Annotated in this window: 19 protein-coding genes and 2 riboswitches; of the genes, 12 read left to right on the top strand and 7 right to left on the bottom strand. The window is 59.1% G+C overall.

Features of this window, described 5'->3' with window-relative positions; translation table 11 throughout:
• Positions 1-122 precede the first annotated feature (122 nt).
• From MSL71_RS03205 to MSL71_RS03185, 5 genes are all read left to right on the top strand, one after another.
• Complete coding sequence (locus MSL71_RS03205) at positions 123-1,112, top strand: Smr/MutS family protein (RefSeq protein WP_180137214.1); 990 nt, start codon at positions 123-125, stop codon at positions 1,110-1,112.
• Positions 1,113-1,501: 389 nt separating this feature from the next.
• Positions 1,502-3,271: a hypothetical protein gene (locus tag MSL71_RS03200; RefSeq protein WP_180137213.1), complete on the top strand. Its 1,770-nt coding sequence runs from the start codon at positions 1,502-1,504 to the stop codon at positions 3,269-3,271.
• Between the two features lie 41 nt (positions 3,272-3,312).
• Entirely contained in the window at positions 3,313-4,629 is a 1,317-nt protein-coding gene (locus MSL71_RS03195; RefSeq protein WP_180137212.1) for a hypothetical protein, read from the top strand.
• A 205-nt stretch (positions 4,630-4,834) separates the two neighbouring features.
• On the top strand, positions 4,835-6,628 hold the full coding sequence (locus MSL71_RS03190; RefSeq protein WP_180137211.1) for a hypothetical protein: 1,794 nt from the start codon (positions 4,835-4,837) through the stop codon (positions 6,626-6,628).
• An 83-nt stretch (positions 6,629-6,711) separates the two neighbouring features.
• Positions 6,712-7,365 (top strand): hypothetical protein, encoded by a 654-nt coding sequence (locus MSL71_RS03185; protein WP_180137210.1) that lies wholly within the window; start codon positions 6,712-6,714, stop codon positions 7,363-7,365.
• Between the two features lie 411 nt (positions 7,366-7,776).
• Here the strand turns inward: MSL71_RS03185 and MSL71_RS03180 are convergent, their stop codons facing one another.
• Positions 7,777-8,676, bottom strand: a complete 900-nt coding sequence (locus MSL71_RS03180) for a CE1 family esterase (RefSeq protein WP_180137209.1) — start codon at positions 8,674-8,676, stop codon at positions 7,777-7,779.
• A gap of 310 nt (positions 8,677-8,986) precedes the next feature.
• Between MSL71_RS03180 and MSL71_RS03175 the strand changes: the two genes are divergently transcribed.
• From MSL71_RS03175 to MSL71_RS03160, 4 genes are all read left to right on the top strand, one after another.
• The gene (locus tag MSL71_RS03175) at positions 8,987-10,153 is read left to right on the top strand and encodes an ATP-binding protein (RefSeq protein WP_180137208.1); all 1,167 of its coding nucleotides are present in this window, start codon (positions 8,987-8,989) and stop codon (positions 10,151-10,153) included.
• Positions 10,150-11,505, top strand: coding sequence for a vWA domain-containing protein (locus tag MSL71_RS03170; RefSeq protein WP_180137207.1), 1,356 nt, complete (start codon positions 10,150-10,152; stop codon positions 11,503-11,505). Before MSL71_RS03175 ends, MSL71_RS03170 begins: the two co-directional genes overlap by 4 nt.
• A gap of 101 nt (positions 11,506-11,606) precedes the next feature.
• Positions 11,607-12,302, top strand: a complete 696-nt coding sequence (locus MSL71_RS03165; RefSeq protein ID WP_180137206.1) for a hypothetical protein — start codon at positions 11,607-11,609, stop codon at positions 12,300-12,302.
• Positions 12,303-12,474: 172 nt separating this feature from the next.
• The gene (locus tag MSL71_RS03160) at positions 12,475-13,395 is read left to right on the top strand and encodes a transposase (RefSeq protein WP_180137205.1); all 921 of its coding nucleotides are present in this window, start codon (positions 12,475-12,477) and stop codon (positions 13,393-13,395) included.
• Between the two features lie 86 nt (positions 13,396-13,481).
• Here the strand turns inward: MSL71_RS03160 and MSL71_RS03155 are convergent, their stop codons facing one another.
• The 6 genes from MSL71_RS03155 to MSL71_RS03130 form a co-directional block, all read right to left on the bottom strand.
• Positions 13,482-14,432, bottom strand: a complete 951-nt coding sequence (locus tag MSL71_RS03155) for a class I SAM-dependent methyltransferase (protein WP_180137204.1) — start codon at positions 14,430-14,432, stop codon at positions 13,482-13,484.
• Between the two features lie 481 nt (positions 14,433-14,913).
• Entirely contained in the window at positions 14,914-15,948 is a 1,035-nt protein-coding gene (locus MSL71_RS03150; RefSeq protein WP_180137203.1) for an ABC transporter ATP-binding protein, read from the bottom strand.
• Positions 15,941-17,113, bottom strand: a complete 1,173-nt coding sequence (locus MSL71_RS03145; protein WP_180137202.1) for an ABC transporter ATP-binding protein — start codon at positions 17,111-17,113, stop codon at positions 15,941-15,943. The genes MSL71_RS03150 and MSL71_RS03145 overlap by 8 nt, the downstream gene beginning before the upstream one ends.
• A 2-nt stretch (positions 17,114-17,115) precedes the next feature.
• The gene (locus MSL71_RS03140) at positions 17,116-18,042 is read right to left on the bottom strand and encodes an ABC transporter permease (protein ID WP_180137201.1); all 927 of its coding nucleotides are present in this window, start codon (positions 18,040-18,042) and stop codon (positions 17,116-17,118) included.
• A gap of 106 nt (positions 18,043-18,148) precedes the next feature.
• Positions 18,149-19,177, bottom strand: coding sequence for an ABC transporter permease (locus tag MSL71_RS03135; protein ID WP_180137200.1), 1,029 nt, complete (start codon positions 19,175-19,177; stop codon positions 18,149-18,151).
• A 16-nt stretch (positions 19,178-19,193) separates the two neighbouring features.
• On the bottom strand, positions 19,194-21,011 hold the full coding sequence (locus tag MSL71_RS03130; protein ID WP_180137199.1) for an ABC transporter substrate-binding protein: 1,818 nt from the start codon (positions 21,009-21,011) through the stop codon (positions 19,194-19,196).
• 447 nt (positions 21,012-21,458) lie between these two features.
• Here MSL71_RS03130 and MSL71_RS03125 point away from each other — a divergent pair, with 447 nt between their 5' ends.
• The 3 genes from MSL71_RS03125 to MSL71_RS03115 all read left to right on the top strand — a co-directional run bounded on the left by MSL71_RS03125 (position 21,459) and on the right by MSL71_RS03115 (position 26,066).
• Positions 21,459-22,553 carry a M20 family metallopeptidase gene (locus MSL71_RS03125; RefSeq protein WP_180137198.1) on the top strand — a complete coding sequence of 365 codons (1,095 nt, stop codon included), beginning with the start codon at positions 21,459-21,461 and terminating at the stop codon, positions 22,551-22,553.
• Between the two features lie 1,282 nt (positions 22,554-23,835).
• Complete coding sequence (locus tag MSL71_RS03120; RefSeq protein ID WP_218950935.1) at positions 23,836-25,395, top strand: sigma-54 interaction domain-containing protein; 1,560 nt, start codon at positions 23,836-23,838, stop codon at positions 25,393-25,395.
• Between the two features lie 239 nt (positions 25,396-25,634).
• Positions 25,635-26,066, top strand: a complete 432-nt coding sequence (locus tag MSL71_RS03115) for a putative signal transducing protein (protein WP_180137197.1) — start codon at positions 25,635-25,637, stop codon at positions 26,064-26,066.
• 195 nt (positions 26,067-26,261) lie between these two features.
• A riboswitch (glycine riboswitch) is annotated at positions 26,262-26,366 on the top strand.
• 3 nt (positions 26,367-26,369) lie between these two features.
• Positions 26,370-26,508: riboswitch (glycine riboswitch) on the top strand.
• Positions 26,509-26,653: the final 145 nt, after the last annotated feature.

The following is a 26,653-nucleotide window of genomic DNA, read 5'->3' as shown; positions in this document are numbered from 1 at the left end:
TTATCCGCCCCTTTTTTTTACGCGGGTTTGACCTTTGGAGAAAAATAGCCTATCAGTTGGCCCCGGCAGGATGGCAGAAGGGAAGCACACGCACACCAAGAAACAAGGCACAGGGTATGGGGATGTTTGAGAAACTGAAGCAGCTGTTAACGAAAAAAGAGACGGGAAAAGCCCCCCAGGCACCGGTGGAAGAGCCCCGTGTCGAGGAGAAGGCTCCGGTTGAACCCGCGGCTGTGGAGCCCCCGGCTCCCTTAGAGAAACCCCATGGCGGGAAAAAGGCGCCGTTACCCGGCAAGGGACCCAAGACGGCTCCCAAAAAAGGAAAACACGGGATCTCCGTGCTGTCAGGGGACGAGGACCTGGAGGCTCTGTTTCGCGACGAGGGGCCCCAGGAGATCCCGGTGCCGCCCAAGCCAAAGCCAAAACCCCGGCCTGCAAGGCCAGCGGCCCCCCCACCCAGGAAAAAGCAGAAAAAACGAAACCGCAACGGGATTCTGGTCCTCTCCGATGAGAAGGACCTGTGCAGCCTCATGGCCGAAGAGGCTCAGCGCGAAGGGGACCGGGTGGTGCCCACGGCCCGGAAAAAAGTGGCCCCCGAGGAGGTTCCCCCGGCCAAAAAGGTGCAGCGGGACCGGCACGGGCTTCCCATCCTGGAACAGGGCCAGATCCCGGCCTCCGAGGAGAGCGAAGAGTTTGCCGAGCTCCTGGCCTCTTCCCTGTCGGAGAAGAGCGGGGAGGTGCTCTTGAGCGAGAAGGTGGACAAGCTCGAGCAGGCCCGGACCCTTACGGTGAAAGAGCGACTCAAGCGCTATCCGGCCCCCCAGGGCCAGCTGGATCTGCACGGCTACACCGCGGCCAAGGCGGACCAGACCGCCGAGCACTACGTTCGGCGTGCTTTTTCCGTCGGAACCTACACCCTTCGCCTCATCGTGGGCAAAGGGCTCCACTCCGAACACGGGGCGGTCCTCCCCGACACCATTGCCGACCGCATGACAGCCCTGAAACAGGAGGGCATTGTCCTTTCCTGGGCCTGGGAAAAGGGCAAAAAGTCCAAGAGCGGCTCCATCCTTGTGTACCTCAACAACTACGACACCTCACGCCACGGGCGGTAAACCGAGTCCAGGCGGTCAGGCGAAAACCCGCACCCCGCAATGGGTCACGGGTTTTTTTGCGTGTTTCAGGGCGGCGCACCTGTTTCGCCGGACTTCCCATGGGCGTGGTTTCCTTGTTTATCCATTTTATCAATGACCCGACGGGCCCGACGTTCAAGGCGGTGTCGGATTATTCCCTGGTAAGTAATGATGTTACCGTAAGGGTTGCGTTTGTTTGTCAGTCATGAGTCTTTGGAGATCCTTGAACAAAAGGCCTTTTGGGAGTCGAGGCTTTTTTTTAAGTAAAAAGCTGTAAACAATGTTTGCGAACAAGAAGAAGTATTTATATAATACATCGCGTTCTATCCCGATACATTTTTTCCACAGCAAACGGCCGGAGGCTTCATGCCATGAATCAACCGATTCTGAGACGACTCCTTTGCGTTGCGATGATGGCTGCAGGGTTCTCCCTGGCGGAGGGCAGGCCTGCACAGGCCCTGACCCCCCTGTCCGACGAGGGGCTGGCCCAGACCCATGCCGCCAACGGGATTCGCCTGGCCTTTGAAGACATGGTGGTCCATCACGCCACCGATGGCATGGGCTATATAGCCCAGGGGAACATGGACTCCCTGGGAGGCCATGGGGGGGCCTACGGAAGCCTCGGCCTCAACGATGTGTCCATGGCACTTCGCGTTTCAGGCGCCGTGGAGATTGAGGCCGAAACCTTTGCCTACCCTGCGGGGTCGGGGCCCTATTTTGCCACGGATGTCTGGAAGGAGGACGATTTTGTGCACGTGGCCAAAACCCACACCCTGGACAAGGAGCCCCAGGTTAACGACGCCCACCGGCAGGTGGTGGTGCTGGAGGCCATGGGGCTGGGCGGGCCCTTTTTGACCCTCGGACCCGACGGCAGCCCGGTGGAGGGCAATCTGGAGGTGCGCTACGGCACGGAGAGCGACCTTTTTTCCCTGGGGGCTCTGGGCCTTTCGAACCTTCACCTCATCGATCAGAAGACGATCCTCTACACCATGCCCGAGATTGACGGGTATTGCTCGGGCGAGGGCATCGCCCTGGAGATGGGGCTCCGTCTCTCCCTTTCGTCCATGACCATCGACTCCCCTTCGGAGGAGGGTTTTCACTTTTTCCAGATGAAGGGGTTTCATCTGAGGGAGAGTTTCGAGGAACTGGACCCTACCTATGATCACCTGGGGCATTACAAAAAGAATTCCATGGGCGATCTGTACGCCAACAGTACCGGGGACTCCGACGGCTTCGGCCCCGGGGACAAATCAGCCCTTCTTGCGGACTACGCGGCGATGACCGAGACCTGGGGGAGCACGGAGGTCCCGGCCGAGCGGTCCGTCAACAACATGTACGACGGCCGGTTCATGATCGGTAACCTGCGGCAGGTGGGGTTCACCGACTATGTGGCCGGGAACAGGGAGATTGCCTACCATGAAAACCACAGGGACCAGCTCACGGACGAGTTGAGGGACGACGGATGGGATAACCAGGAATACAGCATCGCGTTTCCCATTCATTATGTGTCCGACGAAGACCGTGTGGACTATGCGGAGATCGTGGAGCGTCCCATGACCCTCTCCTTTAAAACGCGGACCCGTGAGGAGTCTCTGGACGAATCCTCGTGCATGGTACTCAACATGCCCCTTCACGGCGCCATCCGCGTGGAGGAGACCGTGGGGTACAATTCCAGTGGGGACAACAGCTACCTGGGGGGCAACTCCATGGGGCCTCTTATTGTGGAAGGGCTGCGGGCGAAAAAACTTTATATCGAGTTTCCGGGGCGGCACACCACCTATGCCCTTGAGACCGCGGTGAACGAGAGCGCGTCGGATCCGAACCCCCACCTGTATACCTACCGGGCCGGAAGGCTTCCCGTGGCCCAGGACATTCCCGTGGGGCAACAGGAGTACAACCCCATGGGACGGGGGGCGGAAGAGTTCATGGACCGGCTGAGGCCCGAGCCGGGGCCATGGGTGGACAGCAGCGACCACAGCTTGGGGGTCACCCCGGCCCCGGTGAATTCGGGGTGGGCCCAGTACCGCACCCGCATCGGCGAAAACGTGTATGACGGGGACAGGCTGGTGAAAGACACCTCCTTCTGGCAGATCCGGGAACCCTATCCCATCAACAGCGATTACACGATCTACAGGAATTGAGGCACGCGGCAGGCATGGGTAACGGCAGGAAAGGGGAGAGCATGAGGCAATTGGGGACAGGCAGAGCATTGAGGTGTGCGGGACGAGTTATTGCGGTGGTGGTTGCGGTCTTTGCTGGTACGGCGGAACCTGCGGATGCCCTGAAGCCCCTGAACGATGCGGCCCTGGCCATGGTGGACGCCCAGGCCGGGCCCGTGACCATCTCCGTGGAGCAGGATACGGTGCGGATTTTTTTCGACACCTATATCAAGACCTATGTGGAGGCCGATCAGGTGCGCATGGGGTATTACTACAAGGACAAGACGGATCTGGTGACGCGCAAGGGGATGAACCCCGGGGTACACGGCGGCCAGGGCATGAAAGACTTTGATCCGCGCATCAACCAGAAGTGGAAGAAAAATGAAGTGGTGGACGGCCACCGGACCTTTAAGGTCGATTACAGGATGTACGGGGGCGAAAAGACCCCCGAGCGGTACGCCATGGAGTACCAGCTGTTCAAAGAAGGCGAGCTGGAGACGGAGTATGTGCCGTGGACCGATGACGACCTGTTTATGGCCAAATACAAGGTCTCCGCTGGCCAGAAGCTGTGGGTGGACGGGGTGCAGGCCGACAACGACGCCACCTTGCTGGGCATTCCCCTCTTCTACTTCTCTGAAAAAACCTACCAGAACCGCAACTACCTGGACTGGGACATCAGCCTGGACAACCTGCGCCTGGGGGCCAGCCCGGACAACCCGGCGGAGATCAACGGATTGGTGATTCGCCTGAAATACGACAACATCAACGACCCGGACCGTCGCCTCACCGACATTATCATCGGCACCAACGATCTTCAGGCTGACCTCATGGTGGACTTCCGCCGGGCCACGGGGCTGTACAGCCCGAAAAACGCCTACAGGTCGAGGCAGGTGGGCCGTATGGCGGGGATTCCCATGCTCCAGGGGTCAAGCGACCTGGCCAAGGAGTTCAACAGCACGCCGGTGCCGGTGATCCTCCAGCGGGACTCCATGCTCATGCTGGTGGATCACTACTATTTCGGCAGGGACTACCGGGTCCCCGACGGGGAGAGCTATATGGCGGCGGTGCCCGACAACCCCACCAACAGCAACACCCACAACGGCATGTTCCTGCGCATCGGCCTGGATCGGGAGAGTCCCCACTTCGGGTACCAGATTGTGACAGGCTACAACGAGCTGGTTGCCACGAGTTTTCAGTACCGGGGAGAGCATATCAACGAGTCCCTCTACAAATGGTGGCACGGGGAACCCCACGCCGAGGCCACCCACACCTACCCCTCGTACCTGCCCCAGGACGGCTTGTACACGGACAACTCCAGCAACTTCAACTATCACCCCTGATAGCCCTGTTGCGTTTTGCTGTGCGCGGTCACGTGCGTGGCCCTCGGTGGGGACGATGCCTTACCGGGGAGCCTTCCTCCTCCTTCTTTCCTTTTTTGTGCGAATGATGCATATTTTTTAAGTAAGGATACCTGTGCCCTGGCCGTACCGGTGTCCTTGTCGTGTATGCATACCTGTTTTTGTCCAGCCTGATGAAGGGGGCCCCATGAAAAAATGGTTGATTGCACTGGCCGCGGTTGTGAGCCTGCCCGTCGTGGCCGGGGCGCTGCTCTGGCTGTTCCGGAATCCCCTTGCGGATTATGCCCTCACCCGAGGTGCCGAGTCCCTGGTGGGTGCTGAGGTGTCTGTGGAGGGCGTGAAAGCCGGGCCCTTCGGCCTTGAGCTTGCCTGGGACCGGCTGGTGGTGGCTGATGCCCGGGACCCCTGGAAGAACGTTGTGGAAACCGGGCCCGGACGCCTGACCCTTGCCGGGCCTCCGCTGCTGAAGGGGTGCCTCAAGGTGGAGAGCCTGACCACCGGAGGGGTGGTGGTGGGGGGCGCACGCCGGGTGAAGGCTCGGGTGACGGACCCGTCCTCTGTGGCCGGGACACCTTCGGATCGTCTGTCTCTCTGGTTGCGAAGGCAGCTGGAAGAGGAGGCAAAGGAACTGCCGGGGTTGGCAATGGTTGACCGGGGAAGCCCGGAGACAGTGCGTGGGGTGATGGGGGCGGTGTCGTTTCAGACCCCGGCACAGGTGGACCGGGCCCGGGCCGATATGCAGGCACGGTCGGCCCGGTGGCAATGGCATCTCCGGGGCCGTGATTATAAAAAGCGGCTGACGGCCATTGCAGAGGCCCTTGAGGGCGAGGATCCCGCCGCAGCAGAGACCATGGAAGCCCTGTCGGCCATGGCGGAGAGAGGCCAGGGCCTCAAGAAAGAGCTGGAAACTTTAGGTGATGAGCTGGCTAAAGAGAAAGCCACGGCCGAGGCCGAGCTCTCCCGCCTCGGGCGGTGGACCGCAGCGTACCCCGGTTGGGTGGCCCGGGACGTTGAAACAGCCCGGGCCATGGTCAGGCCGGGGGATTCCGGGCTGCAGGATGTGGCGGCGATCCTTTTTTCGTATCATCTGGCCCGGGTAACGGGGCCTGCGGTGGAGGGGCTGGAGAGCTTGGGGACCCTGGTCTGTGCCCTGAAAGAGAATGGGACCCAAGGGGCTGCGGGGCCTTGGTCGAAGCTGTGGATCGATCAGGCTGCCGTGGCCATGGAGCTGGGGGCGTTTTCCATGACCGGCACCGCTGCCGGGCTATCCAGCCTTAGGGACCAAGGGGAGGAGCCGTTTACCTTTGATTTGGAGGGGGAGGCGTTGCCCGAGGCGGGGCGGCTGAAGGTGACGGGCAGGGCCGGTTGCCCCGGGGACGCCTGTGATCAGGGGGGGATAATCCATGCCCAGGGGGTCCCGGCGGAGGAGGTGGTCCTGGCGCCGGGCGTCCATCTGACCCAGGGGGTGGCAGACGTTCGCATGGCTTACCGGATGCTGGGACAGGAGGCCCGGGTGGAGACTCTTGTGACCCTTACCGGTGCCACGGTGACGGGGGACGGCGGGGGGCTGGGCTGGCTGCGCCGGGCCCTGGAAGAGTCCCTGGCACGGGTTCCTTTTCTGGAGGTGCGCGCGGTCATGACCTTTGACGGTGGACAGGGGCGCTGGGAACTGGAGAGCAATCTGGATGCGTACCTTGCCGTGCGCTTTGACGAGGCCGTGGCCCGGGAATCAGAGCGGGTGGCCCAGGGGCTCAAGGAGGAGGTGGAGCGGCGCCTCAGGCGCCATGGCGTGTTGCTGGAGGAGGAGCTTGCCGTGGCGCAGCAGCGGATGATGTCTCCTGTGGTGTTTCTGGAGGAGAGCCTGGGGCGGGAGGCACTGGCCGTGGATCGGTTTCTTTCTGCGGTGGAAAAAGAGCGCGCGAAAAGGCAGCAGGCGATTGAGGAAAAAGGAATGGAGGCCTTGATGAAGTGGAAGTACTAACGTGACATATCCGGGCGACATACTGGCGAAGGTAACCCTGGCCGCGGATTAAAAAAAGGGCCGTTGAATTGGCAGGAGTCACCATGGATCATGGTACCATCAAAAAGGCGCTGGCCGATCAGTTGAAAGCTGCGCGTCGTGAAACCCTTTCCGGCTTGCTGTGGGGCGGTCTGCTGGCTGTTGTGGGGTATGTGGGCGCCGGAATTATACTGAAATGTGTGGTGCTGTTTTGCCTGGAGGTGGACCAGAAGGTGGTGGAGGACTGGTTTTGGAGGCTTTACGGTGGCTTCTTTGTGCTTTTGATGGTGGTGGGATTCTTTTACCAGCCCAGAACATCCTATGATTTCGGGATGAAATCCAACCCGTTTAGCCAAAAAGATGACATGGAAAGGGCTCATATGACAGGCGGTTTTATTCTGGCGCTGCCCCATTTTACGTACCACTACCTGAGAACCCTTTTGGGGTATTTTTTCAATGCGGGTGAGCAGGTTGACCTGAACCTGGCCGCAGGGCTCCTGGCCCATGCGGCTCATCCCCATTACACCGTTTCCCTGAAAAACGCCTACGCCTCCAACCTGCCGAAGAAGACGGTGGACGGGACTCTCATTACCCTTGAAGACACGGGGGTGGTCAGCATCTCACGGCAACGGGGCCTCATGACCCTGACCCTGAAGGGGCGGGAAATGGTGGGCAGGGATCCGGTGACAAAGCAGGCCGAACGATTTATGCTCGAGTAAGTGTTTGTTCCTTTGCCTCCGGCGGCCCTGCCGGGGCTAAACTTTTAAAAAGTTTAATAAACAGGTTTTAAAAACAGATTCGGTTTAATTTGAATCAATAGCGAATGAGATTTTCCCTGAGGAACGAAGGGGAAAGCTCATTCGCAACCTGCTTTCGAGGTGGTACACCTCGCCGCCGGAGGCATTGCTTTTGTTTTTTCCTGAGCCCTCTTGACCCTGTGATTCATCAGACTTTAACCATCGAAGGCGGTTGCCAGATGTCACACCTCATGCGAATGCTCTGATAACGCACGCAAAATGGCTGCCTCCATGCATTCGCCACAGGGCTTCCAGGTGCCCCCACCTGGCCGCCGGAGGCCTGCTTTTATTAACTCACGTTAACCACAGAAAGCCTTCTTTTCGCTTGGGGGATTATGGCGTGGACCCTGTCATAAAGTCCCAGGACATCTGGCTGACAGAGATGTCGCCGTGTTCGTAGAGGGCGTTGTGTCCGCCGCCTTTCAGGGTGCAGAGGGTGACGGTGACCCCGTCGTCGCAGGCACTGGTGGTGGTGCACCAGCTCGCCCCGTGAAAGTGGAGTTCGGCAGCCCCTTCGGCGCAGCCGTTTTTGTTGCACCAGTCGGCAAAGCTCTCCTCGGCGCCCATGTATGGGGCGTCTTCCAGGGGAATGGTGCCGCCGGCGTAGGCGATGGTGTTGTCTGAGGTGCCGTGGAAGTGGATGACGGGGATGGGGTAGTCCGGTGTGATGTCGGGCACGAGGACCGGCATGGAGGAGACGGAGACAGCGGCAAAGAGATCCGGGGCTTCCCGGCCCAGCCTGTGGGCCATGCCCCCGCCGTTGGCGTGGCCGTGGGCGTAGATTCTATCGGCATCGATGGCGCAGCGGGTTTGAAGGTGGGCCACGAGGTGCCGCGTAAAGCCCACGTCGTCGACGTTGTTGTTCTCAGCCTGGCCGCAGCAGGCCGGACCGGCGTTCCAGCCCAGGAGGCCCGGCGTTCCCGAGCCTTTGGGGTAGGCCACGATAAACGGCTCGCGGTCCGCAAGGTGGGGGAACCCGTCTTTTTCCGCCTGCCCCGCCGGGGTGTCCCGATGGCCGTGGAAGGAGAGCAGCAGGGGAAGGGGTGCTGCTGCCCGGTATCCTGAGGGAACATGCAGGTAGACCGGCCGTGTTTTTCCTTCGTACGAGAGGGTGAGCTTCCAGTTGCCGGGGCCCAGGGAGCCGCCGGGATCTTCGGTGTACTCATCATCACATCCCGCCATGAGCAGCACACTGATCAGCAGCAGGCATGCAAGCAAGGGTTTCAGGGGCATGGGGCATTCTCCATGGTGTGTGGTGGATGGGTCGGAAGGGCTTCGCAAGGGATTGAGGTCCTTGCGGATCGGGGGTGTGTAATTGTTTAATTTACCATGTGGATTCGGTGTGTGTCAAAGCGGGTCCGTCCCGGGGTGCGCAGCATCGTGGGTAGAATGGTTATTCTAAATGGTGTATGATGTACTGATCGTGTGAACATTGATGGCGTTTGGGGGCGTGTGAAATAGGTCTTTGCCCCGGGGCCGTTACGCAGGAACAGAAGACGTGCATGGGCGGCATCACGGCTGCCCGCAGAAAGGCAGTGAGGGTATGCAGAAACGACCGGTGGAGGTGGATGCAGGGGAGATGGCAGAGATTCTGGACCACTATCTGGACGCCGACGGCCAGGTGAACTATGCCGTGAAGATCGTGGGGCATCCGGGGATCGGGAAGTCATCCATCGTCAAGCAGGCGGCGGAGCGCAAGAACCGGTATTTCATCGATACCCGGCTTGCCTTCAAGGAGAATATCGATCTGGGGGGCTACCCGGTGCCGGACCATGAAAACCGGCGCATGGTCTATTACCGCCCACGGTTCATTCCTCCTGAAGAGGTGCCTGAAGGATTTGACGGCATTGTGTGGTTCCTGGACGAAGCGAACCGGGCCCATCCCACGGTGATCCAGACCCTGTTCCAGGTGATCACCGAGGGGCGCTGCGGAGAGCACCTGCTGCCAGAAAAGACGGTCATCGTCATTGCAGGCAACCTGGGGGAGGAGGATCACACCCACATCACCGATTTTGACGACAGCGCCCTGGACGGGCGCCTGGGGATCTTTCACCTGAAACCCCTGGCCGAGCACTGGCTGAACTGGGCGCGCAAAAGCGGCATCCACCCCACGGTGGTCCGGTACATCTCCCGGTTTCCCGAGCGGCTCTGGGATGCGGCGGCCATTCACCCGAACCCCAGGGGGTGGCACCAGGCCTCTCAGGCCCTTTGTCTCTCTTACGGCCTGGAAGACGAAGACGCTCTTTACAGAGCCCTTGCCGGGGAAGGGCGCCGGGCCGTGGAAAAGGTCCTGGCCTCTCTGGTGGGGGAGCTGGCCGCTTCGGATTTCGTTACCCAGATTCTTACCCCCAGGCAGCTGAGCACCCATGAGGTGCTTTCCGGCGATGCCGGGGCCTTTGCCCGGTTCAAGGCAGGGGAGGTGCCTGTTGAGGACCTGCTCTGGGCTGTATCCGGGGCGGTGACGCGCATCCGCGAGAAAAAAACGGCCGGGGATGAAGGGCTCCTGGAGCCTTTGGGGTGTCTGCTCCGGTATGTGGCGGCGTCCCGAGCCGATGCGCGCGTGAGCTTTTTCCTTATGCTGCTCAGGGAGTGCGGCGTCTTTTCTCAGATTCCCGATGCGGTGCGGGCTGTGTCCCAGGGACAGGAGCAGGAAGAGATCCTTTCGTTGCTCACCGACGTGGTGTTTGACGGGGAGAAGGTACCGGCATGACCCCCTGGGATTCCCTGTTGAAGGAGCTTTGGAAGCGCAGTCGGTTCACCTCCTACTTTTACCAGCTGGTCTCCTTTGTCGAGGACAACAGTCTGCCCACCCTGGCCCTTACCGTTCGATCGGGGCGGGTGACCCTTCTGTACAACGGTGTGTTCATCGAGGGGCTCTTCATGGAGGAGCGCATGGGGCTCCTGGTCCATGAGATGATGCACGCGGTGTTCGGGCACGATCATCGCGGCTTTCGGGATGAGCACCCGTACCTTCAGAACATGGCCCAGGACATGGTGATCAACTCCTGGATGGACGACCACCGTGGGACCTTTTTTTCTACGGGTGAGGCAACGCTTACGCTTCCGGAGGGATTGCCACGGATTCCCGGCGAATTTTACGAAAAAACCGGGGAGAGCGACCCTTCATGGGAGAGTGTGTACCGTTTCTTGAAGACGGATGAGCCCACCGTTATGGGGGATTTTGCCGAAGGCCTCAAGGAGAATTTCCGGCCGAGCAAAAGCCGGGAGCAATCGGGCCATCCGGAGCCTGCACCCATGACGCCGGATGAGGAGGGCAGGGCGGAAGACGGGGAGTGGTGCCTCTCGCCGGGGCAGGGCCAGCAGCTTCCCACGGGGGTGCATCGCATGGAAGATGCTTCGGCCGCCGTGAGGATACGGAAGAATGTCCGTGAGGCCCTGACGCTCTCCGGCCAGGATGTCAAGGCGCGGGACGAGCGGCTGGTCCGGGAGATCAGCACCCTGATCCAGCAGGTGGCAAAGGTGGACATCTCCCCTTTGAAATGCAAGATCCGCACCATCGTGGCCCGGGGTACCCCGTCGCGGGAGTGGGAGTACAGCTCCGCCCGGTTTAACAGGCGTTATTTTACGGAAGGGATCTACTCTGCCGGGCGCCATTATGTGGACAAGAAGCTGTTGACCGTGGTGGTGGACCTTTCCGCCTCCATGGTGACGCGGCCCGAGCAGATCGAAGAGGCCTTCGGGGCTGTGGAGTCCCTTCTGGACGGGTACCGCATCAACCTGCTGTGCATCGACGAGACCCTTTTCGTACCGGAAAAACAGGGCGACCGCTTTGTCAAAGGGGGAAGCGAAACGCGGGTGTGCACCTACCGGCGCGGCGACTGGCGCCTGATCCGTTCGGGAAACAGCGGCACCACCTTCTTTTCTGCCCTGTTCAATCGTTATCTCCTTAACCACCGGGAGATGGTGGTGGTGATCACCGACGGGGAGATCTACGACCTGGAGCGGCTGCTCCCCTACCAGCGGACCCTGTGGCTCCTTCCTTCCACGGCCCAGGGCTTCCACGCCCCCTTCGGCGACGTCGTCAGGCTGGAACGGAAGTAAAAGGAGTAAAAGGGGACAGGCAAATTTTTCTATTCACCCACGACAACCACCCGGGCTCTTGGTGAAACCTTCAGGGTGCACGGCTTTTGGGAGCAAAGCATATGCCACAATCGTTACATACGCTGACCGATTCGGAATCAATTGTTGAGATGGGAGCCGCCGGTGGTGATTTTTCGGTGGCAGAAGGCCTTCGCCGACTCGTTGTGCTGGGCGACGGGCAGGCCATTTACAAGGCCGGTTTGCATTGGAATGGTTTTGATGTTGCCGACGGCTTGACGGCGGTCATCGGGTTGCGGGATGCCGAGAGCCTTTATAAATGCGGCTGGATGTGGAAGGGGTTTGACTATGCACGGGGCATGGACGCGCTTTTTTCATGGGCCGGTGCCCGGTATATCTATCTTGCAGGCCTTAACTGGAGCACCTTTGACGCGGCAAGGGGGCTTGAGGCCCTGACCAGGGCCGGTGATCCCGAACAGATCTGTTATGCAGGCTTTCACTGGAAGCGTTTTGATTACGAACAGGGGATGACGTCCCTTTTGGAAATCGCATCCCCCGAACACCTTTACAAAGCAGGCGCCAGGTGGCCGGTCTTCGACTATGCCGCTGCCTGGGATGTCATGGAAACACAAGTGGCGGAAGGCGAGAAGTGGCGTGAAGAGGCCTTTGATCAGCCCTTTTGGCGCCAGGCCTTGCGGTGTATCTGGTTGCGCAAACGAAGCCCCGACGATCCTGTAAAGATTCCCATGCCCAAGGGTGCCACAAAGGAAAAACGACAAGGCGGCAGCTGGTCGCTGTAAAAAAGGGACAGGCAAAACAGCATTGACATATGTCGGTTTGTATACCATAAGCATATTACGATGCTTATGGCTGTATGTTTCTTTATTCCAGTATGTTGGATTGCTGGGCTTAATCCATCCACCAATTTGATCACCCTGCAATACGATTCCATGATCCGATGAGGAGGTGCCAATGCCCCGAAGTCTGAGAATGGTAGTATCCGACGAAAGCACTGCGTATCACATCATTTCACGAACGGCCCTGGACGGCTTGCCCTTCGGCGATATCGAAAAAGAAGCACTGGTCGATATCATCAAAAAATTCAGTTCGATCTACTTTGCAGACGTTCTGGGCTACGCTGTTATGGGAAATCACTTTCACCTGCTGGTCACCATGCATACCGAGATGCGGGCTTCCGATGCGGAGATAAGGCATCGCTATAGCCTTCTGTACGGAGAAAAGACGGTTTTTCCTGAGGGGAAAATATCTCATTTTCGGAACAAATGGTGCAACTTGTCCGAGTTCATCAAAGAGATCAAACAGACGTTTTCACGGTTTTACAACAAAAGGTATGATCGCAAAGGGACCCTTTGGGGGGAACGGTTCAAGAGTGTGATTCTGGAAAGGGGGGAAGCGGTTGTACGTTGCCTTTCCTATATTGACCTCAATCCCGTACGTGCAGGAATCGTCAAAAGGCCGGAGGCCTACAGGTGGTGCTCCATGGGCTATCATGCGCAGACGGGCAATCGCGACGGCTTTTTGTCCCTTGATTTCGGGTTTGTGGACTTTGGTGTGGAGGACCCTGAAGATCGGCTGATCCGGTACCGGGAGTACATGTACCATGCCGGCTCCCTCGAAAAAGAGGGAAAGGGAGCCATTCCCCGGAGCATTCTGGAAAATGAAGTGGCCCATGGGTTCAAGATCAGTGGATCCTCCCTCGTGAAGGGCAGGATACGACATTTTACGGAGTCCGGGGTGATTGGATCCCGCGCGTTTGTGGAGGCGACGTGTCGGCGTTTCAAGAATAAGTCCTTCTCGACTAGGGCGCGCATACCCAGAGTGATCGAGGGGGGCGGAGGGCTGTTTGTGGTGAAGAGGGTGAGTGACACCTGAAACCGGTTGGCTGCAGGTGTCGTGTCAACAAGGGGAGTGGGTTTGATTTAAATTTGCCTGTCCCTTTTGCATCTCCACCTAGTTTATCACACGGTGATTTTCCAGCACCGGTGAATGGTTTTTCGTTTGCTGATGTAATCTTCCGGAATGGTTGTGTGGGTGATTTCCTCGAAGTCGGTGACAGGAAGAACATCGAGCTTGGGGGTGAAATCCTGATGGTTGGTGGAGAAAAAAATTGTGCTGCCCGGCTTCATGATGGCCACCACGGCGTTGAGCAACCACGGGTGGTCTTTATCGATATCAAATGCCTCGCCTGTGGTCATGGTGGTGGAGTAGGACGGTGGGTCCACCACAGCGAGGTCAAAGGTGCGCCCTTCTTTTTTTGCGATTTCCAGAAATTCAGGTGTGTGCTTTTGGATGACCTCATGGTCCTCTGAAGAAAGCCCGTTGAGTTCAAGGTTCTCTTTAACCCAGTTGACGGCTGTTTCGGAGCGGTCCACGCTGGTCGTGGTGGCAGCGCCTCCCTTTGCCGCATAACAGGTAAAGGCACCTGTGTAGCAATAAAGATTCAGAAAATGTTTTCCTTCGGCCATCTCACGGACCATGAGCCGCGTGTTGCGATGGTCGGAAAAGAGCCCGGTGTCCACATAGTCGCATGGGTTGACATAGAACTTCAGGTCCCGTTCCCCCATGATAATTTTGGCGTCGGTGTGGTCGATACGCTCGTACCGTTTGCCGTTTTGCCTTCCTGCCTTGCGCTGCTTCAGGTGGACCTTTTCCATGGGAACGTCAAAGGCATCGGCAAGGGCCTGCCCCATCATGGGGAGCCATTCGGGTGTTGACTGGGCACGGGTGTATTCTCCCACCACAAGGTGTCCAGCGTACCAGTCGACCACGGCCCTGATCTCGGGAATATCCCAATCATAGATCCGAAACACCTCGATTCCCTGCTTGGCAAAACGTTTTTTCAGGTGTTTGAATTTTTTCTTTGCTTTGTTGGCAAGCATCTCTCCTTGCCGCAGATATTTATTTTCCATAATGGGATCCATGTCGTGCCTCGCCCTGTATATATGCCGAGCAAGGCATACGCACCCGCCCTTTTTGTCGGGATGTGATGCCGTGCTGCGGATTATGAGTGTGATAAAATGCTCGTTTTATAACAGAATGGCGGGAAAGGGTCCATGGCCTCAAATGCGAATCAGCCAGTACGAAAAATTTTCCGTAACTATTCAGCTCCAAAAAACAGCCTCCGGCGGCAAGGTGTGCCACCTTGAAAGCAGATAGCAGCTGTAATTTGCCCCTCGCTCCTCGGGTCAAATCACAGCTGCATTTAAAACGGCATTCATGTAACTATTTTTTATGGCTTATTTGTTAAGCTTTTTTAAAAGCTTATCCCCCGGCAGGGCCACCGGAGGCAACACCAATCCGATGCGAATCGAATAGGCGAACAGGCGGGAAAATAAACTTGCCTGACCCTTTTTTTTTCTTCGATCGATCTGGGGTGTGCTGTTGGAGTGGTCACTGGGCGGTTTGGCGTTGTATGAACAGGTGTGGCGTTTCGTGGCTGCGATGGCAGGCCACCATGTGGCCGTCGCCCATGTCTGCGAGGGGTGGCTCGGTTGTCAGGCAGATGTCTTCGGCAAAGGGGCAGCGGGTATGGAACCGGCAGCCCTGTGGCGGGTTCAGGGGGCTGGGAACGTCGCCTTTCAGAAGGACCCGCTGTCGTGTGGCGTCCGGCTCTGTGCTGGGGATGCCGGAGAGAAGGGCCCAGGTGTACGGGTGGCGTGTGTTTTCAAAAAGATCGTCCGTGGCGGCGAGTTCCACGATTTTGCCCAGGTACATCACGGCGATGCGGTCGGCCATGTACTTCACCACCAGAAGGTGGTGGGTGACAAAGAGGTAGGTCAGCCCCATCTTTTTTTGCAGGCCCCGGAGCAGGTTGAGGATCTGGGCCTGTACCGATACGTCCAATGCGCTTGTGGGCTCGTCCAGGACAAGGCACTCCGGGTTGGTGGCGATGGCCCTGGCAATGGCGATGCGTTGCCTCTGGCCCCCTGAGAACTCGTGGGGGTAGCGATAGAGGTGGGAGCGGTCCAGGCCCACCAGTTTCAGGAGCGCCACCACCCTTGCCTCGAGTTCAACGGAGGTGAGGGACTCTTTTTCGATGATGGGCTCGGCGATGATGTGCTTGACCAGCATGCGCGGGTTCATGGACGTGGTGGGGTCCTGAAAGACCATTTGCAGCCGGTGGCGGAGGTCCTTTTTTTTGAGCTGCCTGGGGGAGAGGTGCGTGATCTCCACCGGAGCGTCTTGATCCTTGGGGTGAAAGACAATGGCCCCGGAGGTTGCCCCATGGAGCCGGATCACCGCCTTTGCGGTGGTGGTTTTGCCGCACCCGGATTCGCCCACGATGCCCAGGCATTCGCCCCGCCTGATGGCAAGGGAGACGCCGTCCAGGGCCTTGACGGAATTTACCTGTCGCCTGAGCACCCCGCCCAGGACAGGGTAATGTTTTTTCAAGTCCACCAGCTCCAGAATGGTTTCATCAGGCATCACTCTTTTCCTTGTTTCCATACAGGTGGCAGGCCACCCTGTGGTTTTCTCCAACGGCTTGAAGCTCGGGGACCTCGGTTCTGCATCGCGTCATCACGTGGGGGCACCGTGGGTGGAACCTGCACCCCTGCGGCGGATTCACGAGGTTTGGCACCGCACCGTCAATGCTCTTTAACTCGCCTTCCTGGTGAAAGCGGGGCACCGAGTCCATGAGGGCTTTGGTGTAGGGGTGTTTCGGCCCTTGAAAAAGGTCTGTGACGTCGGCCTCTTCGCAGAGGGTCCCGGCATACATCACCCCCACGCGGTCGCAGGTCTCGGCCACCACACCCAGGTCGTGGGTGATCATGAGGATGGAGGTGATTTCGGTCTCTTTCAGCTCGTGCAGCAAGTCGAGGATCTGTGCCTGCACCGTGACGTCTAAGTTGGAGGTGGCCTCATCGGCGATGAGCAGGTCCGGCTTGCAGGCCAGGGCAATGGCAATGACGATGCGCTGCTTCATGCCGCCGGAGAGGTTGTGGGGATAGCTCCGGGCCACCTCGTCCGGATGGGGGATGCCGAGGCGCCCGATGATCTCCGTGGCACGCCGGAACGCCTCTTTTTTCAGGCGCATTTCCCAGCGTTTCAGGAGCGGGATGCGTCGGGAGAGTCGAAGCAGAAGGGCCTCCGGGTTCGATGCGGTGCGCGCATACAGAACGTTTTGCAGCCCCCTGCTTCCCGGGAAGACCCGGGTGTCGGCATCGGCCAGGTCCGAAAGGATTTTTTGTGCCATGGAGCGCCTGCGGTGAAAGAGAAAACTCTCCGCCACCTGGTCCCCAACCCGCAAAATGGGGTTCAGGGCCGCGTTGGGCTCCTGGAAGATCATGGAGATGCGGTCTCCCCTCAGCCCCTGCATCCAGGCTTCGGACTGGGCGATGAGGTCCACGGGGTCTTCGCCGGTACCTTGCCTGCCGTAAAACAGCACCTTGCCGCCCACGATGCGCCCGGGCTCCTGGATGATGCGCATCATGGAGCGAACCGTTACGCTTTTTCCGCATCCCGACTCCCCCACGAGGCCGAAGGTGATGCCCCGGTCCACACGGAGGCTTATTCTGTCCAGCGCTTTCACCACCCCTTCGTAGGTGTAAAAGTGGGTGGTGAGATCCGTTGCTTCGATGAGGGGATCCATGGTCATCTCCTCCGCTGCTTCGGGTCGAAGGCGTCCCTCAGGGCATCGCCGATGAGGTTCCAGGCCAGCACAAAGAGGATGATGCAGATCCCGGGGATGGCCACGGTGTACCAGAATCGCAGTGGGTCTTCCGGCGGTCCCACAATGTAGTTCCGGGCCAGGGCCACCATCTGCCCCCAGTCCGCATAGCCCTTGGGCGCTCCCAGCCCCACAAAGCTCATGAAGGAGGCGGAGATGACCATGGACCCCATGTCCATGGAGGCCATGATGAGTACGGGGTAGATGGCGTTGGGGAGGATGTGCCGCGCGATGATTTTTGCATCGGAGCGCCCCATGAGCCGGGCCGCCTGCACAAAATCCCGGTCCCTCAGGGTGAGCACCTCCGAGCGGATGACCCGCACATACCAGCGCCACTCCACAAGGGCCAGGGCGATCATGATGTTTTCAAGGCCCCTGCCGAAGGCCACCACAATGGTCATGGCCAGCACCAGGAGCGGCACGGACCAGACAATGTCCACGATGCGCATGAGGATCTCGTCGAACCACCCCCCGTAGTACCCTGAGATTACCCCGAGAAAGGTGCCGAAGCATCCGGCAATGCCCACCACAAACAGGCCGATCTTAAAAGCGGTTCGTGTGCCCCAGACCACCCCGTAGTAGATGTCGTACTGGCCGGAGGTGGTGCCGAACAGGTGCAGATCCCCCGGTGGCTTTGGCGTGGGGGAGAACCCGGTGTGGGGCATCTGGTAGGGGGCGTGGGCGTATTTCGGCGGTGCAAGGTACGGCGCGGCTAAGGCCACGGCCACAAAGAAGAGGAGCAGGCCGAAGCCGATGAGGGCCGAGGGGTTTCGAAAAATCCGGTGCAGGGTGAAGGTGAACTCTCGCCACCTCGGGTGCCTTGTTTGTCTTGGCTCCGGTGCTGGATCCATAGGGTTTGCCTTTCAGCAAGCAGGTGTTCTGGTTTGCTGCAGCAGGGAGGTGCCGGTGGGTGCCGTCCCTGCGTCGCTTCGGTGGCGATCCGGGCATCGCCACGTGTTATGTGAGCCGGATCCTGGGGTCGACCCTGGCGTAGAGGATGTCGATGACAAGGTTGGAGACCACAAAGACAACCCCCATGAACATGCAGACACTCATGAGCACGGGCATGTCGAGCTGGGTGGCGGATTCAGCCAGCCACCACCCCATGCCCTGGCGGCTGAAGACCACCTCCACGGCGATGGAGCCTTCCATGGCAAGGGCCACGAGCTGGCCTGCCACGGTGATGACGGGGATCAGGGCGTTGGGCCTGGCGTGGGCCCGGGTGATGGTGTGGGTGTCGGCTCCCTTGGCCCGGGCGGTGATGATGTAGTCCTTGCCCATCTCTTCGATCATGCCCGATCGCATCACCCGCATGAGAAGGGCCACCACCACGATGATCTGGGTAATGACCGGCAGGACGAGGTGGGCCAGGGCGTCACCGGTGATCCACAGCTCGCCGTTTAAGATGCCGTCCACGGTGTACATGCCGGTGTAGCGGATAAAATCCGGGCTCCTGGCCACCCACAGGGCCGTGTGGGTGGAGACGATGCCCGGCTGAAAAAGGTCCAGATAGCCGTAGAAGACCATGAGCAGCACCAGGGCAAAGAGAAAGGTGGGCAGGGACCAGCCGATGATGGCGGCAATGCGGGTTCCGTGGTCGAGCCAGGTGTCCCGGTGGACCCCCGAGAGGGTCCCGAGCCAGATGCCAATGAGGATCACCAGGGGAGAGGCAAACAGGTTCAGCTCCAGGGTGACGGCAAAGTAGCCCCAGAACGCCTCGGTGACGGGCCGGGCAGCCACCAGGGACCATCCCAGGTTGCCCGAGGCCACCTCTTTGACCCAGCGGGCATACTGCACCGGGAAGGGGTCGGTGAGCCCGAACTGCTCCACGATCCTGGGGATGTCTTCGGCCTGCTGGGGTGTGGTGACGTAGGCGGCGGCCCGCCTCTCCGGGCTGAAGGTCATGAGAAGCCCGAAGATGAGCACCGACACCCCGAACAGCACAAAGAAAAGGAACATCAGGCGGCGCGTGATGTAGGCTGTCATGGCTGGCTCCCCGGGGTTATTGGGTGGTGTGCGATTTGGAGAGCCGCTTGAGATCCTCCCAGGCCGTGTCCAGCATGGGGTGCGGGACGAATCCTCTGATATTGCTTCGGTAAACGAAGTTGTCGATTTTCTGGTAGATCATGCAGCCAATGGCCTCTTCATACCAGAGGTTCTGGAGGCGCTCGTAAATGACCCGACGTTTTTCGGGGTCCACCTCAAATCGGCCCTCTTTGCAGAGGCGGTCCACCTCTTCGTTTTCATAGGCCATGTACTTGCCGTAGACCCCTTCGGAGCTCATGAAGGTAAACATGAAGTTGTCGGGGTCGGGGTAGTCGGCGCCCCAGCCGATGATGAAGATGGGATACCGGTACTTTCGGTAAGCCACGGTGTAGTCTTTCCAGTCCACATTGCGCACCTCGATCTGGAACTTGGGGCTCAGGCTCATGATGTTTTCCGCCAGCATGTGGGCGGCGGCTTCCCGCTGGGCGTTGCCGGTGTTGTGGGTGATGACCATCTTGAAGCCCTTTTTCCACAGCTCGCCCCCCCAGGCCTGCTTCATTTCCTCTTTGGCCATTTCCAGGTCGAAGTCGTAGATGGGGACACGGATGTTGTAAGGCATGCCGCTGGCGTTGGGGCTGGTGGGCATGACCACGCGATCGTCCCAGACGTCCTTGGCGTAGGTGCCGCGGTCAAAGGCGTGGAGGAAGGCCTTTCGCACGTGGGGGTCGGCAAAGAAGTCTGGGGGGATCCCCTCCCCGTCAAGCTTTCCGCTGCCGATGTTAGGGTTGGCCTCGGGGTTGACCTGGCGGCAGAAGAGGGCTGCCGTCACCGAGAGCTGGGGCACGGCGTGGATCACCACGTCTTTCATGGCCTGCACTTCGGACAGGTACTGGGTGTCCACCAGAACCCGGTCCGCGTCGCCGTTCTGAAGGGCCAGTTTCCGGGAACTCCACTCTTTGTTGTACCGGATGACGGCGGTCTTCAAGGCGGGCTCCTCGCCCCAGTAGCCGTCGAAGCGTTGGAAGATAAAAACCTTGGAGGGCTCCCAGGTCAGCATGGTGTATGCGCCGGTGCCGTTGGTGATGTGGTGCAACGGCTCAGCCCCGAAGGCCGGGTTGTTGTGGGCTGCCGCGGTTTCCAGGGTGCCGTCCCAGCCGCCGTGCTCAATGGTCCACTCTTTGTCGAGAATGGCGCCGCAGTTGGCGTAGGCAAGGAGGGCCAGCAGCGGGGGAAAGGGGCGGGGCAGGGTCAGGACCACGGTGTCGCCGGAAACGGCAACGCACGCATCGATTTTTTCAAAGATACCGGGTTTCAGGGTGCCTCCCTTGGTCCGGGTGCTTGTCTCACCCACCAGGGCCTCCAGGAGCATCCAGATGGGGCCGCCGTCCTGGTCCACCACCATGTGGCGTTTGAGGGAGTAGGCCACGTCCTCGGGGGAAAGGGTCCCCCCTGCGTGGAAAGTGACGCCCTTGCGGATTTTGAAGGTGTAGGTCTTGCCGCCGTCCGAAATGCCGCCGTTTTCCACGGTGGGGACCTCTTCAGCCAGGACGGGCACGAAGGCATCGGTGGCCGAGCCGTCAAAGGCTATAAGAGGCTCGTAGATGTTCATGATGCGCTGATGGGAGACATTGTCGTAGGCGCATGCGGGGTCAAGGGTCCGAACCGTTCCGTAATCTTCGAAGACAAAGGTGTCCGGGTTTTTTACTTCCGGTTTGACCACTTTTATTTTGGTGGGTTCCTGGGGGGCCTCTTCGGCGGGGCCGCTGCAGGATGTGGCAAAAAAGAGAAACAAGAGGAAAAACAGGGTGCGTTTCAACACGCTTGATGGGCTCATGGATTTTTCCTTTGTGCGGATGATCGGGTGCCCGGAACGGGTCGCCTGGTCGTGTTATGTGCTTCTTTTTGATTGCTCTTTACTTTAAACGCAGGAAGGCTTGGTGATCTTTGTTGTAAAGGCTATCACAAAGTGAATCGCGCTTCAAAGGCGAAGTTTGCTTTCCTCGCGGCGAGCTATTCTCCATCAGGTCCTTGCTCGCTGATTTTCTTTGGAATACAACAGGAGGAATCCTCTCCTTTAATGGTGGTGTCAGCAAGAGCGCGACGGCGGGCGAACGGAGAGGCGGAGCGTGGTGTCCCCATGCTTCAGATTTATGATGCGCCCGGTGGGGAGCCCGTCTTCCCGCTGGCGGAGTCTTTTCGCGTCGCTGTCGGAAAACGGGCGCGTGTGCCGGGTGAGGGATGCCCCGGTGGATGTGGCCATTGAGAATAAGGATGTGTGAGTATGAACGAGATGGTTCCCCTGTTGAAACGCCTGATTCAATTTCGCTCCGTGGCCGATCGGCCGGATGAGATTACGGCCTGCGCCGATTTTACGGAACGCTGGCTGACCGAGGCGGGCCTCACCGTAAATCGCATGGAGGTAAACGGTACACCCTCCCTGTGGGTGACACCCACTGCCGACGCCGCACCGGTGCTTTTGATGGCCCATTTTGATGTGGTACCTGCAGGGGACGAGCTCTTTACCCCCCGGGAAGATGGGGGGCGGCTTTACGGCCGGGGAGCCGTGGACGATAAATACGCCGTGGCCCTGTGCATGGTGCTTGTGAAAGCGTGGCTCGACCGCCTGAGGGCGGAAGGCAAAGGTCAGGAGGCCCTTCCCTTTGGCGTGCTGTTGACAGGCGATGAGGAAACCGGTGGATTTAACGGGGCCGGAGAAGCCCTGAAGCGCGTGTCCTGCGATTATTGCGTGGCCCTGGACGGCGGAAGCCCGGAGCGCCTGGTGGTCCGGGAAAAAGGGATCGTTCGGCTCAACCTCACCGCCCGGGGCAAAGGGGCCCACGGGGCCCGCCCCTGGCTTGGGGACAATGCCATCGATACCCTGCTGGACGATCTGGTGAGGGTGCGGCGTCACTTTATGGAGACCCGTGAGGACCACTGGCACCGAACCCTGAACATCGGCTGCATCCAGGGAGGCAGCGCCGTGAACCAGGTGCCCGGCGAGGCCCGGGCAAAGCTCGATATCCGTTACACCGAGGCCGACGACCCCCACGCCCTCATTGAGGCGATACGGGCCGACGTGGCCTCCGAGGTGGAGGTGGTCTCCGTGGATACCCTCTTCAACGGCGGGGACGGACCGGTGACCCGATACCTGGCAGAGCTGGCCGGGAACATCGAGAAAGTGGCCGAGCATGCGTCCAGCGACGCCCGGTTCCTGAACCGGACCGGCACACCCGGGGTCATCTGGGGGCCCCAGGGAAACATGAGCCAGCACACCGACCAAGAGCATGTGGAGATCGAGAGCCTTTACAGCCTGTATGGGGTGCTGGACAGGTTCGCGGAGGCGGTGTTCAATCATGAGGTGACCCTCAGGCCATAACCCGGAAACACTTCTATGGTTATCGTGAGTGGAAAAAGCAGGCCTCCGGCCGCCAGGTGAGGGCACCTGGAAACCCTGTGGCGAATGCATGGAGGCAGCCATTCTGCATGCGTTATCAGAGCATTCGCGTGGTGTGTGACATATAGCAACCGCCTTTGCAGGAGAGGCCAATTTCATTCTTCTGGAGACACGAAGAAATGCATATGGGATTCGTTTGATTTTAGCCTGAATAACTCCGGCGGTCAGGTGGGGCACCTGGAAACTCTGTGGCGAATGCATGGAGGCAACCATTCTGCATGCGTTATCAGAGCATTCGCGTGGTGTGTGACATATAGCAACCGCCTTTGCAGGAGAGGCCAATTTCATTCTTCTGGAGACACGAAGAAATGCATATGGGATTCGTTTGATTCTAGCCTGAATAACTCCGGCGGTCAGGTGAGGCACCTGGAAATTCTGTGGCGAATGCATGGAGGCAACCATTCTGCCCGCGTTATCGGTGCATTCGCGTGATGTGAGACATGTGGCAGCTGCTTTTGCAGGAGAGGCTCCTCTCTTTTTTCGTGTATCAAAGCGCTTTTCTTCTGGCCCGCAGGGACTGAAGAGAAGCACCTTGGTTACCGGAACGTTTTTGCGGAGCTTTTTTTAAAAAGCGACCCGCCGGAAGCTTGTTTGAGCTGACTTCCTACCTGTTTCGGTGTTCTTTTAAAAATGGCCGGCCAGGCCAGGGAGCCTGGCCGGCCTGTCCGGGTGGGAGGGCCTTCACCATGTCGGGCAATCATGTGAAGATCCCTGTGGGGCGGGATGTTTGTGACGCCCTGTGGTCCGGCGTTTTATTGCGCGGCGTTGGCAGGACGTTTTTTTACGTGGTGTCTGCGGACCGCGTACGTCTTAAAGAACGACGTTCGGAACGTTCCGCTGAGCGTTCCATTGCCCTGACATCGGGGCCGGGCTGCTGCCTTTGCCGGGGTGGTGCTACAGGCGAAATGTGCGCCGGAGGAATCCGCAAGGGGCAAGGGGGGAATTTCCATCCCTTGCACGAGGCAAGGAGACGGAAACGTGAATGCCTGACTTTCGGATTCCACCGGCACAGCGAAGATTCGGACTTGGAAAGGTGGATCCTGACTTGTGGGTTCCGAATATTCTGCCTATGAGATAAACCAAATATCATGCCAGGGTTTCAGATTGAGTATTATTGAGGGGTTGCGGGTTGGGCGACTGATGTGGTAAACGAGATATCGTGACCAATGCACGAAATATCGTTTAAGTACGGAATGGAGGAATTGTGTCCGACCGGTTTCGAGAAGTCGCCCGACGTATCTTCAGCAGCCTGGACCTGGAGTCCGCCCTCTTTGATGCGTACACCTACCTCAAGGGGATCATGCCCCTGGACGGCGTGTTCATTACCTCCTACGACTATGATCAGAAAAAAGCGCGGGTCATCTCCCTTGCCTGTGCCGAGGGAGGGATCGGACTTGATGAGATGATCTCCATCTCCGACGGCACCTGGGAGATGATGGGGGCCTGGCACGAAGAATCCCTCCAAAACCCCACCCCCTGGATCCGCGATCATACCCACCCCATCAACAAAGAGTTCATGGGGCTGGTGAAACACTGGCTTCCCTCGGTCCGAAATCGTCCCGAAGGTTCCCGAAACCTGTGCTGCACCATCTCCTGCGTTCTGAAAAATCAGGGGGAGATCATGGGCAACCTGATCCTTGCCGCGGCCGGGGAGTCCCTTTACAACGAAAGCCACCTTGACGTGATGACGGATATCTGCGAGCCCTTTGGCATGGCCCTGGCCAATGCCATGCGGTTCAAGGACCTGGTCCGGGATCATCAGGCCCTTCAGCGCGACACCCGGCAGATGGCCGGTGACGTCATGATCGGGGCCTACGGGGGGCTGAGCGAGGTGCGGCGCCTCATCGAGCAGGTGGCCCCCACCGACAGCCCGGTTTTGCTCTTTGGAGAGACCGGGACAGGCAAAGAGGTGGTGGCCGGAGAGATCCACAAGCTCTCGCCCCGCAGCAAAGGCCCGCTCATTCGCTTAAACTGCGGGGCCATTCCCGAGTCCCTTATGGACTCCGAGCTGTTCGGGCACCAGAAGGGGGCGTTTACAGGGGCCTTTGAAACCTCGGTGGGGAGGTTTGAGCGGGCCGCAGGGGGGACCTTGTTCCTCGATGAGATCGGAGAACTGCCCATGGCCGCCCAGGTCAAGCTGCTTCGGGTGCTCCAGAGCGGGGAGTTCGAGCGGGTGGGCGGCACCCGGGTGATGCAGGCCGATGTCCGCATCATTGCCGCCACCCACCGGAACCTGGAGGCCATGGTGGCCGAAGGGACGTTCCGTTCGGACCTCTGGTTTCGTCTCCATGTGTTTCCCCTGGGGATTCCTCCCTTGCGCAGGCGAACCGAGGATATCCCGGCCATGGTGGACCACTTTATCCTCCGCAAGACCCGGGAGATGAACCTGCCGTATCGCCCGCGCCTTGACGAGGGCGCCCTGACAGCTCTGATGGACTATCACTGGCCCGGCAATGTCCGGGAGTTGCAGAATCTTGTGGAACGGGCCCTCATCCTTTCCGGCGGGCGTCCTTTGCGCTTTGAAGCCCTTTTGAATCGGCCCGCACCCAGAACGGAGACAAAGGCCTGGGAGGTGACGGAGCCCCGGTCCGGAACCTTTGACGACATGGCTGCCTCCTGGATTCGCAAAACCCTCGTCCTGTGCCAGGGGAAAATTGCAGGCCCCAACGGTGCCGCCGAACGCCTTGGCCTTCACCCCAATACGTTAAGAAGCAAAATGAAAAAGTACGGCATCTCTCTGAATCGCCATGTGAACGTGGATTAAAAAAAGGGGACAGGCAAAAATTGGCGGGGCGAGGAAGTCGAGGGCATGGTACCTTAGTTCTTGGGCCCGGCCATCACCCATGGTTTCGTTTATTTGCCTGACCCCTAAAAATAAAAAAGGGACAGGCAAAACAGACCAGGGACACGGCGATCCTGCCCCGGACCTACCCGCTGTTTTTTTGATCTGTTGTTTTGCCTGACCCCTTTTGAAACGGCTTCGGCCACAACCAAAGCGAGGGCATGATGCCACAGGAATCCCTGGTTACTATCGCGACCTTTACCGCACCCCACGAAGCCCATCTGGCCAAGGCCCAGCTTGAATCCAGCGGCATCGAGGCCTTTGTGTTTGACGACAACCTGGTGGGCATTCATCCCTGGTACTCTCTGGCCGTGGGTGGCGTGAAACTGCGGGTGTTTGCATCGGATCGCCAGGATGCCCTGGCCGTCTTGGGATATCGGGACCCCCTGGCGGAGACTGAGGAGCGGTGCCCGCGGTGCGAAAGCTTTGACGTGGATTGTGAGCGAAACGTGGGGTGGCGGCTTCGGATGTGGCGTGGGATTTTGCTGCTGGTTTTCCTGGGCATCCCCTGCTTTTTCCGGCGCAGGCGGTGGGTCTGCAATGTGTGCGGTCACCAGTGGAACGGTCCCGTGGACAAGGGGCCGGGTTCATAAACGGGCCCCCCACGGTTCAGTTGTGTGTGGCGTTGTTCCATTGTTTTTCTTTTTTATGATTTATTCGTGTGCACATTCTTTGATTTTTGGCGCAGCGACTGTTCAGGGCTTGATAAATTCTCCAGAAGGTGTAGAAGAAGTGCCTTACCTGCGGCGCCTCGGGCATGGCCCGGATGCGCTGCGGGGACAACTCGGATGAAAACAGCAGGAGAGACCTTTCGGCGCGTTGTTGCGAGTGCGATGCGATGGAAAGGCACCGAAGAAGTAAATCTTTCAGGTAAAAGGGACTGCTGTTGGACGAGCCTCTGGAGAGTCTCAATATTCGGGGGGCTCTGCACAACCCAAGGGTTGTGCGGAGCCGCTTTTATTGAGCGCCGAAGGAGCAAGCTGCCGGACCGTATCGCACGGGCGGTGGTGAAACTCTCAGGTACAAGGGACAGAGTGGCATGGCAGATCAGAACCTCCGGTATCGAATCCGGTGCGTGCGGGCTGTCGTGAAAACTGAAGTAACCTCAGTTGGTAGTGCCTCTTTTTTACGCCTTTCTCTTAGCAGACCGATCCATTCATCCACATTATTCATCTTATTT

The organism is Desulfoluna butyratoxydans, from assembly GCF_900699765.1.
Lineage (GTDB): Bacteria > Desulfobacterota > Desulfobacteria > Desulfobacterales > Desulfolunaceae > Desulfoluna > Desulfoluna butyratoxydans.
Note: the sequence above shows the minus strand (reverse complement) of the source record. Positions and strands in the feature narration are given on the sequence as shown.